Source organism: Actinoplanes sp. NPDC049598 (genome assembly GCF_040675435.1).
Classification (GTDB): Bacteria; Actinomycetota; Actinomycetes; order Mycobacteriales; family Micromonosporaceae; genus Actinoplanes.
The window spans coordinates 132947-146075 of record NZ_JBFAOX010000022.1 but is presented as its reverse complement, the minus strand read 5'-3'; the positions used below and the strand labels follow the sequence as shown (position 1 = coordinate 146075).

The following is a 13129-nucleotide window of genomic DNA, read 5'->3' as shown; positions in this document are numbered from 1 at the left end:
TCCTCCTCATTCCTCCACGTGTGTGTGGGTGTGGTTTTGTTTGTTCTCGTGGCCCCGGCCGCGGCCCCCGCCCGCGGCCCCCCCCCCCCCCCCCCCCGCCCGGGTCGCCGCGGATGCGGCACAGATCACCGCTCCTTTGCTGTTCCACGTTCAGCACGACGACGAGATCTTCTCTCGCGACGGCCAGCGGGAATTGTTCGAGCTGATCGGCTCGACGGACAAGCGCCTGGTCATCGAGCCTGGTCCTCATGGGCACACGACTCCCATGGCGATGGCGCGGTGGCGGGCCCATCTGGCCGGGCACCTCACCGTGAGTTGACTGCCGATGATGCAATGGATCATGTGAGTCCCCAGCGCGTCGTTGCGGTCAGCTTGTTCGTCATCGCCTTCCTGGCGCTGGCGGCGTCGCGGGCTTTTCCGTTCCTCGACGACATGCCCGGTGTGGTGGAGACCGTGATCGTGGCCTTCGGCGCGATGTGCGCTCTGGTCGGCGTGGGTCTGTGGCTTCGCAAGACCCCCGACGCGAAGGAATAAGCCGCGGGCGAGGCCGGCGTCGCGTTCCGGAACCGGCGCGAGCTGGTGAGTGACCCCTTCCCGGCCCGGGCCGCGCGCCGCGCGCGGCCGAGGGACTTTTCGACGGATGACGTAAAAGTTAAGTCGGTCGATCAAAAAGTCTGGACACGGACAGCGCTTACTTCATAACGTGAACGGCACTACGGGAATGTTTCCGGCAGATGTCCCCCTCGCTCATCCCCAGGTAAGGAAGGGACTCCGTGAACCATCAGACCCGAATCCATCGAATACTAACGATGGCTTCCGCTACCCTCCTCCTCTCCCTCGTGGCCGCCGCCCCAGCGGCCGCAGTCATCAACCCGGCCGACTTCCAGCAGGTCACCCTGGCCAAGGGCGTGGCCGAGACCGGTGAGCCGATCGGCCTGGCGATTCTCCCCGACCGCTCGGTCCTGCACACCTCGCGCGACGGCACCGTCCGGCGCACCGACGCCAACGGCACCACGGCGGTGGCCGGCACGATCCCGGTCTACACCCACGACGAAGAGGGCCTGCAGGGCGTCGCCGTCGACCCCGGCTTCGCCACCAACCGCTACATCTACCTCTTCTACGCGCCGCCGCTGAACACCCCGGCCGGCGACGCCCCGGCCACCGGCACCGCCGCGACCTGGGCCACCTGGGCCGGCGTGAACCGCCTGTCCCGGTTCACCCTGAACGCGGACTTCACCATCAACCAGGCCAGCGCGGTCACCGTGCTCGAGGTGCCGACCGACCGGGGCATGTGCTGTCACGTCGGCGGCGACATGGACTGGGACGCGGCCGGCAACCTCTACATCTCGACCGGCGACGACTCGAACCCGTTCGACTCGGCCGGTTACTCGCCGATCGACGAGCGCACCAACCGCAACCCGGCCTACGACGCCCAGCGCAGCGCGGGCAACACCAACGACCTGCGCGGCAAGATCCTGCGGATCAAGGTGAACGCCAACGGGTCGTACTCGATCCCGGCCGGCAACCTGTTCGCCCCGGGCACGGCCAACACCCGGCCCGAGATCTACGCGATGGGCTTCCGCAACCCGTACCGGATCAGTGTCGACAAGGCCACCGGCGTGGTCTACGTCGGTGACTACGGGCCGGACGCGGGCACCACCTCGGCCACCCGCGGGCCGTCCGGTCAGGTGGAGTTCGACCGGGTCACCGCGCCCGGCAACTTCGGCTGGCCGTACTGCACCGGCACCAACACGACCAGCGAGACCTACAACGAGTGGGATTTCGCGGCCAACACCGGCGGGGCCAAGTACAACTGCGCCGGCGGGCCGGCCAACAACTCCTTCCGCAACACCGGCTTGGGCGTTCTGCCGCCGGCTCAGCCGGCCTGGATCCGGTACGCGGGTGACGCCGGCTCCCCGCCCGAGTTCGGGGGCGGCTCCGAGTCGCCGATGGGCGGCCCGGTCTACCGGTACAGCGCGAGCAACCCGTCGACCACGAAGTTCCCGCAGTCGTTCGACGGGCAGTTCTTCGCCGGCGAGTTCGGCCGGGGCTGGATCAAGCCGATCGTGGTCAACGCCAACGGCACCCCGGGCACGATCGACACGTTCCCGTGGGGCGGCAAGCAGGTCATGGACTCGGCGTTCGGGCCGGACGGCTCGCTGTACGTCCTCGATTACGGCACCGGTTACTTCAACGGCGACGCCAACTCGGCCCTCTACCGCTACGACTACGTGGCCGGGGCCAATCGGGCGCCGACCGCCGCCGCCAGTGCCACCCCCACCTCCGGGGCGGCGCCGCTGACCGTCGCGTTCTCGTCGGCCGGCAGCAGCGATCCCGAGGGCGGCGCGCTGACGTACAGCTGGGCCTTCGGCGACGGCACAACGTCAACGGCGGCCAACCCGACCAAGACGTACGCCTCGAACGGCACCTACTCGGCGACCCTGACCGTCCGTGACCCGCAAGGGGCGACCGGCTCGGCCAGCGTGACCGTCACCGTGGGCAATACGGCCCCGACGATCACGATCAACACCCCGTCGGCCGGTCAGCTGGTGTCGTTCGGCGACAGCGTGCCCTGGAGCGTGACCGTCACCGACCCCGAGGACGGCACGATCGACTGCTCCAAGGTGACGATGGCCTACGTGCTCGGGCACGACCAGCACGGGCACCAGATCACGTCGCAGACCGGCTGCTCGGGGACGATCGCCATCCCCACCGACGGTGAGCACGACGACGCCGCGAACATCTTCCCGATCTTCGACGCGTCCTACACCGACAAGGGCGGGCTGACCACCCACGCCCAGAACATCCTGCAGCCCCGCAAGCGGCAGGCCGAGCACTACAAGACCTCGTCCGGGGTCAACAAGTTCGCCAAGGCCGCGGCCGAGGGCGGGCAGACGGTCGGCGACATCAACAACGGCGACTGGATCCAGTTCGACCCGTACAAGCTCAACAACGCCACCTCGTTCACGGCCCGGGTCTCCTCGGCCGGCAGCGGGGGCACGCTTCAGATCCGTACGGGCTCGCCGACCGGCACGGTGATCGGCTCGGCCGCGGTCGCGCCGACCGGTTCGTGGGACACGTTCGTCAACGTCACGGGCGCCATCTCCGGCGCCCCGGCCGGGACGACGTCGCTCTACCTGACCTTCGCCGGTACGGGCACGGGCGCGCTGTTCGACCTGGACAGCTTCACCTTCGCCACCGGGGCCGCGGCGTCGCTGCTGTCGCTGAACAAGCCGGCCACGGCGTCCAGCAGCGAGAGCGCCACCTACCCGGCGTCCGCGGCCGTGGACGCCTCGACCACGACGCGGTGGTCGAGCGCGTTCGCCGATCCGCAGTGGATCCAGGTCGATCTGGGCGCCTCGAAGTCGGTCTCCCGGGTCCGCCTGCAGTGGGAGGCCGCGTACGGCTCGGCCTATCAGGTCCAGACGTCGCCCGACGGCGCCACCTGGACCACTGTCCGTTCGGTGACCGGCGGCGACGGCGGAGTCGACGACCTGACAGGCCTGACCGCGCAGGGCCGCTACGTTCGCGTCAACGGCACCACCCGGGCCACGGCCTGGGGTTACTCCCTCTTCAACTTCGAGGTGTACGGCAGCTGAGCCTTATCCGAGATAGGAGGTGGGCGCTCGTCCCCCCACGCGGGCGCCCACCATCCCCCCGACTCAACGGAGGTTCCATGCGCAAGCTTCTGGCCGGTGCGATGGCTTTAGTGGCCCTCGGCGCCTGCACGATGAGCGCGTCCCCCGCTTCGGCGGCCGACGCGCCGTACGACGTCCTGGTCTTCTCCAAGACGGCCGGCTTCCGGCACGACGCCATCGGAGTCGGTATTCAGACGATCCGCGACCTGGGCGCGGCCAACAACTTCACCGTCACCGCGACCGAGGACGCGAACGCGTTCACGGCGGCCAACCTCGCCCAGTACGAGACGGTGGTCTTCCTCAACACGACGGGCGACGTGCTCAACGCCACCCAGCAGACGGCCTTCGAGGCGTACATCAAGGGTGGTGGAGGTTTCGCCGGTGTGCACGCGGCAGCCGACACCGAGTACGACTGGGCGTTCTACGGGCAGCTCGTCGGGGCGTACTTCCACTCGCACCCGGCGATCCAGCAGGTGACCTCGCGGGTCGAGGATCGGGGGCACGCGAGCACGGCCCACCTGCCGCAGGCCTGGACGCGGACCGACGAGCTCTACAACTACCGGACCAATCCCCGCAGCAGCGCGCACGTGCTGGCCACGTTGGACGAGTCGACGTACTCGGGTGGCAACATGGGCGCCGACCACCCGATCTCCTGGTGCAAGACCGTCGACTCGGGCCGGAGCTGGTACACGGGCTTCGGGCACACCCAGGAGTCGTACGCCGACGCGAACTTCCGCAATCACCTGCTCGGCGGTCTGCGGTACGCCTCCGGGCGCTCCAAGGCGGACTGCCGGCCCGAAACCGGCTACACGCCGCTCTACAACGGCAGCACCAGCGGCTGGACCCAGGCCGGGCCGGGCAGCTTCACCAACACCGACGCCACGCTGACGTCGACCGGTGGCATGGGTCTGCTGTGGTACTCGGCCAAGCAGTTCACGTCGTACTCGCTCAAGGCCGACTGGCGGCTGACCGGCGACAGCAACTCCGGCATCTTCGTCGGCTTCCCCAACCCCAACAACGACCCGTGGGTGGCCGTCGACCAGGGGTACGAGGTCCAGATCGACGCCACCGACGCGGCCGACCGCACCACCGGGGCCATCTACACCTTCAAATCGGCCGACCTGGCCGCCCGGGACGCCGCGCTGAACCCGCCCGGCGAGTGGAACACGTACGAGCTGCTCGTCGAGGGCCAGCGGATCCGGGTCTACCTGAACGGCCGGCTCATCAACGACTTCACCAACACCGACCCGGCCCGCAACCTGGACGGCTACATCGGACTGCAGAACCACGGCACCGGTGACACCGCCGCTTTCCGCAATGTGCGCGTCAAGGAACTCACCGGGCAGCCGCCGGTGACCAATGTGGCGCTGAACAAGACGGCGACCGCCTCCAGCACTGAGAACGCCGGCTACCCGGCCTCCAACGCGGTCGACGCGTCCACGACGACCCGCTGGTCGAGCGCGTTCAGCGACCCGCAATGGGTCAGCGTGGACCTGGGCGCGACGTATAACGTCAGCCGGGTCCGCCTTCAGTGGGAGGCGGCCTACGGGTCGGCGTACCAGATCCAGACCTCTCTGAACGGCACCACCTGGACCACCGCTCGCTCCATCACCGGCGGCAACGGCGGTGAGGACGACAACACCGGCCTCAGCTCCCAGGCCCGGTACGTGCGGATCTACGGAACCGCGCGCGGGACCCAGTGGGGCTACTCGCTCTACAACTTCGAGGTCTACGGCAACTAGGAGGTACTTCATGACGACCGGCGTGTGGTTGATCGGAGCACGAGGATCTGTAGCGGTGACCAGCATGGTCGGGGCCACCGCGCTACGCGCCGGGCTCGCCGAGCCGCTCGGCTGCGTCACCGAGCTGCCGGCCCTGGCCAGCGAGGCCGTTCCCGGCCTGGGCGAGCTGGTGTTCGGCGGCCACGACATCAGCGACATCACCCTGGAGAAGAAGGTCGAGGACCTGGTCGCCGCCGGCGTGCTCCCCGCGCGCCCGGCGGCGGCCGTGGCCGACCAGCTGCCCGCCCTGCAGCGCGAGCTGCGCCCAGTCCCGGTGGCGGCCACACAGCTCGAGGTGGCGCGGCTCATCGCCGAGGACATCGACGACTTCCGGCGCCGCCGCGGCCTGGTCCGCGTCGTGGTCGTCAACGTCTCCTCGACCGAGCCGGCGGTCGTTCCGCATCCGGCTCATGCTTCGCTCTCCCTTCTGGAGCCGGCCCTCTCGGAGTCGTCCGTGCTGCCGCCCAGCTCCCTCTACGCCTACGCCGCCTTCAAGGCCGGCTGCCCCTACGTCGACTTCACGCCGTCGACCGGGACCCGCTTGCCCGCCCTGCGTGAGTTGGCCACGAAGGCCGGCCTGCCGTACGCCGGTCACGACGGCAAGACCGGCGAGACGCTGATCAAATCCGTCCTGGCCCCCATGTTCGCCATGCGCAACCTGCACGTACGCACCTGGGCCGGCACCAACCTGCTCGGCGGCGGCGACGGCGCCAACCTGGCCGACCCGGCCGCCAACGCGGCCAAGGCCGTCAGCAAGCAGCGCGTCCTGAAGGAGACGCTCGGCTACCAGCCCCAGGGCAGCAGCCACATCGAATACGTCGACGACATCGGCGACTTCAAGACGGCCTGGGACCTGATCACCTTCAGCGGCTTCCTGGGCACCCGCATGCGCATGGAGTTCTCCTGGCACGGCTGCGACTCCGCCCTGGCCGCCCCGCTGATCCTCGACCTGGCCCGCCTCACCGCCGCCGCCCACGCCGCCGGCCGCACCGGCCCCCTGACCGACCTGGCGTTCTTCTTCAAGGACCCGATCGGCGAGGTCCCGCACGCGCTGCCGGACCAGTGGGCCCGGCTGGTTGCCTTCGTGCGGGGTCTCGATGGCGCTGCGTGACCTGGCCGAGCTGGTCCGGGCGCCGGCCGCCCTGTCCGTGCCCGGCGACGTCCTGGCCGGCGCGGCCGCGGCCGGCTCCCTGCGCCGGTCGACGCCGGGGTTGATGGCGGCGTCGGTCTGCCTGTACTGGGGCGGGATGGCGGCCAACGACTGGGCCGACCGGGAGCTCGACGCCCACGAACGCCCGGAGCGCCCGATCCCCTCGGGCCGGATCAAGCCCCGCTCGGCCCTGCTGACGGCAGCCGGCCTGACCGCGGCCGGCGTCGGCCTCGCCGCCCTGACCGGGGGCCGGCGAGCCCTCGCCGTCGCCGCGCCGCTGGCCGCCGCCGTCTGGGCCTACGACGTCTGGGCCAAGAACACGGCCGCCGGCCCGGCCATGATGGCGGCCTGTCGCGGTCTCGACGTGCTGCTCGGCGCGGCCGGCGGACGGCTGCGAGACGCCGTTCCCTCGGCGCTGACCGTCGCGGCCCACACCTACACGGTCACCGCCTTGTCGCGACACGAAGTCTCGGGCGCCACCCCCGCCCTGCCGCTCGCCACGCTCGCCGGAACGCTCGGCCTGGCCGCGACGACAGCGGGGACCTCAGTGCCCGCCGGGACACTGGCCGCCTGGTACGTGGCGGGATACGGCACCGCCCAGGCGCGGGCCGCAGCAGAGCCGTCGGCCGGGCGCATCCGGGCCGCGGTCGGGGCCGGGATCACCGATCTGCCGCAGCTTCAGGGGGCTCTCACGGCCCGGGCCGGCGCGCCCGCGTACGGCCTGGGTCTGGCTCTTGTCGCCCCGCTCGCCCGCCGGCTCGCGAGGAAGGTGTCGCCGACATGAGATTCGGTTACGGGACCAACGGGTTCGGCAACCATCGGCTGTTCGAGGCGTTCGCCGTCATCGCCGATCTCGGCTATGACGGGGTGGCGCTGACCCTCGACACCAACCACCTCGACCCGTTCGGCGCGGATCTCGCGCGGCGCACGGCCGAGGTGGCGGACGAGCTGCAGCGGCGCGGCCTTGGCGTGGTCATCGAGACCGGGGCGCGGTATCTGCTCGATCCGTGGCGTAAGCACTCCCCCACGCTGATGGACGACGAGCCGGAGCGCCGGCTCGAATATCTGCGCCGGGCCGTCCGGGTCGGGGCCGATCTGGGCGCCGAGGCCGTCTCCTTCTGGGCCGGAGTCGGGAAGGCCGAGGGCTGGGCGCGGCTCGTCGACGGGTGCCTGGAGATCGTCGACGTCGCCGAGAAGGCCGACGTCACGCTTGGGTTCGAGCCGGAGCCGGGCATGCTCGTCAACGACATCGCGGACTGGCGGCGGCTGCACAAGGATCTCGGCGAGCCGCCGAACTTCGGCATCACCCTGGACATCGGGCACTGCCGGTGCCTGGAGCCGATCCCGGTGGCCGACTGCGTGCATGCCGTCAAGCCGAACCTGGTCAACGTGCAGATCGACGACATGCGGCGCGGCGTGCACGAGCATCTGGAGTTCGGCACCGGGGAGATCGACTTCCCGCCGGTGCTGGCGGCGCTGGCCGATTATCCGGGGCTCATCTCGGTCGAGTTGCCGCGTCATCCGCACGCGGCGCCGGCGATCGCCGCGCAATCGCTGGAGTTCCTGCGGAACGCCGCCAAAGAGGCAGGAGTCGGCTAGTGGCCACATTGGACGTCCTGAAGAACGACCTCAGCGAGAACACCAACCTCAGAGATGACCTTGCGCGGGTGACCAAGGACCCGAACGCCATCGCCGGGTTGTTTCCCGCCGCGCGACGGCGATACGGGCAGGAGCCGCTCGCCGACGGCTGGACGACCGACGAGGCGGCCCGGGCCCTGCTGCTGGCGGCCGCGCCGGCCGAGCAGATCGGTGAGGTCTACCGGTACGGGGACACGGCCGAGAAGCTGGCGGTGCTGAAAGCGTTGCCGCTGCTGCCGATCGGCGACGCCGGCGTCCCACTGCTCGAGGACGCGTTGCGCACCAACGACACCCGGCTCGTCGCGGCCGCCCTCGGCCCGTACAGCGACCACCTGGCCCAGGACACCTGGCGCCAGGCCGTGCTCAAGTGCGTCTTCATGGGCGTACCGCTCAAGGGCGTGCACCGCCTGGCCGAGCGGGCCGACCCCGAGCTCGGCGCGATGCTGCGCGCCTTCGCCCTCGAACGTCACGCCGCCGGCCGGGACATGCCGCCCGACGCCCATGCCCTGCTGGACCAGCTGAAGGAGGCCTGATGCGCATCTTCGATCCGCACATCCACATGACCTCGCGCACCACCGACGACTACCAGCGGATGGCCGAGGCCGGGGTACGGGCGGTGGTGGAGCCCGCGTTCTGGCTCGGGCAGCCGCGCACGAACCCGGGCTCGTTCACCGACTACTTCGACTCGATCATCGGGTGGGAGCCGTTCCGGGCGTCGCAGTTCGGCATCCGGCATCACGCCACGATCGCGCTCAACCCCAAGGAGGCCAACGATCCGCGCTGCCGGCCGGTCCTCGACCTGCTGCCGCGCTATCTGGCCAAGGACGGCGTGGTCGCGGTGGGCGAGATCGGCTACGACTCGATGACCCCGGCCGAGGACGAGGTGTTCGCGGCCCAGCTCGCCCTGGCCCTCGACCACGACCTGCCGGCGCTGGTGCACACGCCGCACCGGGACAAGGCCCGGGGCACCCTGCGCAGCCTCGACGTCATCAAGGAGTCGGGCATCGACCCGGGCCGGGTCGCGCTGGACCACCTGAACGAGGTGACCGTCGAGGACGCGCGGGAAGCCGGGGTGTGGATCGGTTTCTCCATCTACCCGGACACGAAGATGTCGCCGGACCGGATGGTGGAGATCCTGCGCAAGTACGGCACCGAGCGGGTGCTTGTGAACTCGGCGGCCGACTGGGGCAAGTCCGATCCGCTGCTGACCGTGCGCACGGCCGAGGCGATGCTGGCCGGCGGTTTCGGCGCCGGCGACGTGGACCGGCTGCTGTGGCGCAACCCGGTCGAGTTCTACGCGCAGTCGGGGCGGCTCGACCTCTCCGACATCGAGGAGGCCGAGGCGACCTTCGCCGGCAACTCGATCCTGCGGGGAGGCAGCTGATGCATCTGAGCTACTGCACCAACGTGCACCCGGCCGAGGACCTCGACGGCATCATCGCCCAGCTCGACACCTACGCCCTGCCGATCCGCAAGCGCCTCGACTCGGAGGTGCTCGGTCTCGGCCTGTGGCTGGCCGCTCCGGCCGCGGCCGCGCTCGCCGAGGACGCCGGGAAACGGCGACTTCTGAGACACGAGCTGGACGTACGCGGTCTCGAGGTGGTCACGCTCAACGGCTTCCCGTACGAGGCGTTCCAGGCGCCCGTGGTGAAACACGCGGTCTACTACCCGGACTGGACCGAGCGCGAGCGGCTCGACTACACGCTCGACTGCGCGCGGGTCCTGGCCGACCTGCTGCCGGAGAACGCCTCGTACGGCTCGGTGTCGTCGCTGCCGCTGGCCTGGCGCACGCCGTGGGACACCGAGCGCGCGGCCGCCGCCCAGCGCCACCTGGACGAGCTGGCCGAGGGCCTCGACCGGCTCGCCGGCGAGACCGGGCGCACGATCAAGGTCGGGTTCGAGCCCGAGCCCGGCTGCGTCATCGAGAACACCACCCAGGCGGCCGGGCTGTTGGCCACCGCGGACACGCGCTGGCTGGGCGTCTGCCTCGACCTGGCCCATCTGGCGTGCGCCTGGGAGAAGCCGGCCGAGGCGCTCGACCGGCTCCGGAAGGCCCGCATCCCGGTGGTGAAGACGCAGGTGTCGGCCGCGCTGCAGGCCGACGACCCGCTGGCCTCGGGGGACGTGCTGGGGGCGTACGTCGAGCAGCGGTTCCTGCACCAGACGCGCTCGGCCTCGGGCGAGTACGTGGACGACCTCGACGAGGCCCTCGACCGGAAACTGCCGGGGCCGTGGCGGATCCACTACCACGTGCCGCTGCACGCCGCGCCGGAGACGCCGCTGACCTCGACCGTGCCGGTGATCCGGGAGGCGCTGCACGAGCTGCTGACCGCGCCCGGCCCGCGCTGCGAGCACTTCGACGTGGAGACGTACACCTGGGGTGTCCTGCCGCACGCGCAGCGACCGAGAGACGAGGCGGGGCTGGCCGACGGGATCGCGGCCGAGCTGGCGTTCGCCCGAGACCTGCTGGAGGCGGAGCGATGAGCGCGCTGTTGGTCCTCGATGTGGTCGGCCTGACGCCGCGGCTGCTGGCGCACATGCCGCGGCTCAAGGCCGTGGCCGGCCAAGGCTTTCAGGCCGAGCTCGGTACGGTGTTGCCGGCGGTGACCTGCTCGGCGCAGTCGACGTTCCTGACCGGGGCGCTGCCGAGCGAGCACGGCATCGTCGGCAACGGCTGGTACTTCCGGGAGCTCGGCGAGGTCTTCCTGTGGCGGCAGCACAACGCGCTCGTCGGCGGCGAGAAGCTGTGGGACGCGGCCCGCAAGGTGCGGCCGGACTACACGGTGGCCAACGTCTGCTGGTGGTACGCCATGGGCGCGCGGGTCGACTGGACCATCACGCCGCGGCCGATCTACCGCGCCGACGGCCGCAAGGACCCGGACTGCTACACGTACCCGCCGTCGCTGCACGACGAGCTGCCGCCGTTCCCGCTGTTCACCTACTGGGGTCCGGGCGCCGGGATGCCATCCTCGCAGTGGATCGTCGACGCCGCCCGCCACCTGCTGAAGACCAAGCAGCCCGACCTGACGCTCGTCTACGTGCCGCATCTCGACTACGATTTGCAGCGCTTCGGCCCGTCGGCCCCGCAGGCGGCGGCCGCGGCGGCCGCCCTCGACAAGGTGCTCGCTCCCCTGCTCGACGACGCCGCGGCGCGCGGGATCACGGTGGTCGCGCTCTCGGAGTACGGGATCACCGACGTGAGCCGGCCGGTCGACATCAACCGGATGCTGCGCTCGGAGGGGCTGCTCGAGGTCTACACCCAGGACGGGATGGAGTACCTCGACCCGTGGGTGTCGCGGGCCTTCGCCGTGGCCGACCACCAGGTGGCCCACGTCTACGTCCGCGACCCGGCCGACATCGCCGCGGTGGCCAAGCTGTGCGCGGCGCTGCCCGGGGTCGACCAGGTCATCGAGGACAAGGCGGCGGCCGGCCTCGACCACTCCCGCGCCGGCGAGCTGGTCCTGGTCGCCCAGCCGGATTCGTGGTTCACGTACTACTACTGGCTCGACGACGCGAAGGCGCCCGACTTCGCGCGGGTGGTGGAGATCCACCGCAAGCCCGGCTACGACCCCGCCGAGCTCTTCTTCGACCCGGTCAACCCGGGCGCGGCCAAGCGGCGGGCCATCACCGCCGTGGCCCGCAAGAAGATCGGCCTGCGGTACGTGATGGACGTGGTCGGCCTCGACGCGGGGGCCCAGGCCATCCGCGGGTCGCACGGCCGGCTGCCCGACGACCCGCTCGACGGTCCCGTGCTTCTGTGCTCGGCCCCCGCCTGCGTCCCCGGCCGGATCGCCGCGACGGAGGTGAAGGCCCTGTTGCTGGAACTGGCGGGGCTGGCGTCATGACGCTGCAGGCGACGCGTCAACCCCTGAGCCAACGGTTCGACACCGCGCTGGCCGCCTTCATCGACCACCAGGACCCGGCCTGGCCCGACGGCGCCCCGCGGGGCGCCCTCGACTCGCTGCGCCGCTTCGTCCTGGCCGGCGGCAAGCGGTTGCGGCCCACGTTCGCCTACTGGGGGTGGCGGGGCGGCGGGGGCGAGGACTGCCCCGAGGTGATCCGGGCCGCGGCCGCGCTCGAGCTGTTCCACGCCTTCGCGCTCATCCACGACGACATCATCGACGGCAGCGACCGGCGCCGCGGCCAGCCGTCCATGCACCGGTTGTTCGCCACCGTGCACGACCGGCACGCGTGGCGGGGCGACTCGCTGGCCTTCGGCCGCAACACCGCCCTGCTCTGCGGCGACCTCTGCGCCGCCTGGGCCGAGCAGATGTTCCACGAATGCGGCCTGCCCCCACGGCAGATCCACCAGGGGTACGCGGCCTTCGCGCTCATGCGGACGGAGGTCATCGCCGGTCAATACCTGGACCTGGTGTCCGGGGTCGGCGACGGCTCGGTGGCCAGCGCCCTGACCGTCATCCGGATGAAGTCGGCCCGCTACACGGTCACCCGGCCCCTGCAGATCGGCGCCTGCCTGGCCGGCGCGCCGCGCTCGCTGTACGCGTCGTTCACCGACTTCGGCGACCCGCTGGGCGACGCGTTCCAGCTGCGCGACGACGTCCTGGGCGTCTTCGGCGACCCGGCCGTGACCGGCAAGTCCACGCTGGACGACCTGCGCGAGGGCAAGATGACGGTGATGATGGCCCTGGCCCGCGACGCCGCCGACCGCACCCAGACGGCCCGCCTGGCCGAGCTGCACGGCGACCCGAACCTCGACGCCGACGGCGCCGAGGAGCTCCGCTCCATCATCAAACAGACCGGCGCGCTCGACCGCATCGAACAGATGATCCGGGTTCGCGTCGAGACGGGCCTGGCCGCCCTGGCCCAGGCGCCCCTGCCCCCGCCGGTCACCGAGGCGCTGACCGACCTGACCCGGGCCGCCGTCGACCGCGAGCAGTGATCACGGCCGGGCCGGCGGCCGC

The 13129-nt window shown here is 71.0% G+C and carries 12 protein-coding genes; all 12 read left to right on the top strand.

Features of this window, described 5'->3' with window-relative positions:
• Window positions 1-136 precede the first annotated feature (136 nt).
• The 12 genes from AB0J66_RS37270 (at window position 137) to AB0J66_RS37215 (ending at window position 13107) form a co-directional block, all read left to right on the top strand.
• Complete coding sequence (locus AB0J66_RS37270) at window positions 137-319, top strand: hypothetical protein (protein ID WP_364671301.1); 183 nt, start codon at window positions 137-139, stop codon at window positions 317-319.
• A 14-nt stretch (window positions 320-333) separates the two neighbouring features.
• Window positions 334-534, top strand: a complete 201-nt coding sequence (locus AB0J66_RS37265; RefSeq protein WP_364671298.1) for a hypothetical protein — start codon at window positions 334-336, stop codon at window positions 532-534.
• A gap of 275 nt (window positions 535-809) precedes the next feature.
• The gene (locus AB0J66_RS37260; RefSeq protein WP_364671295.1) at window positions 810-3599 is read left to right on the top strand and encodes a PQQ-dependent sugar dehydrogenase; all 2790 of its coding nucleotides are present in this window, start codon (window positions 810-812) and stop codon (window positions 3597-3599) included.
• A 77-nt stretch (window positions 3600-3676) separates the two neighbouring features.
• A complete protein-coding gene (locus AB0J66_RS37255; protein WP_364671292.1) occupies window positions 3677-5380 on the top strand; it encodes a ThuA domain-containing protein in 1704 nt (567 codons plus the stop codon).
• Window positions 5381-5390: 10 nt separating this feature from the next.
• The gene (locus tag AB0J66_RS37250; protein WP_364671289.1) at window positions 5391-6530 is read left to right on the top strand and encodes an inositol-3-phosphate synthase; all 1140 of its coding nucleotides are present in this window, start codon (window positions 5391-5393) and stop codon (window positions 6528-6530) included.
• A complete protein-coding gene (locus tag AB0J66_RS37245; RefSeq protein ID WP_364671286.1) occupies window positions 6517-7353 on the top strand; it encodes an SCO3242 family prenyltransferase in 837 nt (278 codons plus the stop codon). Before AB0J66_RS37250 ends, AB0J66_RS37245 begins: the two co-directional genes overlap by 14 nt.
• A complete protein-coding gene (locus tag AB0J66_RS37240; protein WP_364671283.1) occupies window positions 7350-8168 on the top strand; it encodes a sugar phosphate isomerase/epimerase family protein in 819 nt (272 codons plus the stop codon). The genes AB0J66_RS37245 and AB0J66_RS37240 overlap by 4 nt, the downstream gene beginning before the upstream one ends.
• The gene (locus AB0J66_RS37235; RefSeq protein WP_364671281.1) at window positions 8168-8740 is read left to right on the top strand and encodes an EboA domain-containing protein; all 573 of its coding nucleotides are present in this window, start codon (window positions 8168-8170) and stop codon (window positions 8738-8740) included. The genes AB0J66_RS37240 and AB0J66_RS37235 overlap by 1 nt, the downstream gene beginning before the upstream one ends.
• A complete protein-coding gene (locus AB0J66_RS37230; RefSeq protein WP_364671278.1) occupies window positions 8740-9591 on the top strand; it encodes a TatD family hydrolase in 852 nt (283 codons plus the stop codon). The genes AB0J66_RS37235 and AB0J66_RS37230 overlap by 1 nt, the downstream gene beginning before the upstream one ends.
• Window positions 9591-10691 (top strand): metabolite traffic protein EboE, encoded by a 1101-nt coding sequence (gene eboE / locus AB0J66_RS37225; RefSeq protein ID WP_364671275.1) that lies wholly within the window; start codon window positions 9591-9593, stop codon window positions 10689-10691. Before AB0J66_RS37230 ends, eboE begins: the two co-directional genes overlap by 1 nt.
• Window positions 10688-12052, top strand: coding sequence for a nucleotide pyrophosphatase/phosphodiesterase family protein (locus tag AB0J66_RS37220; protein ID WP_364671272.1), 1365 nt, complete (start codon window positions 10688-10690; stop codon window positions 12050-12052). The genes eboE and AB0J66_RS37220 overlap by 4 nt, the downstream gene beginning before the upstream one ends.
• Entirely contained in the window at window positions 12049-13107 is a 1059-nt protein-coding gene (locus tag AB0J66_RS37215; protein WP_364671269.1) for a polyprenyl synthetase family protein, read from the top strand. Before AB0J66_RS37220 ends, AB0J66_RS37215 begins: the two co-directional genes overlap by 4 nt.
• The last annotated feature ends 22 nt before the right edge of the window (window positions 13108-13129 follow it).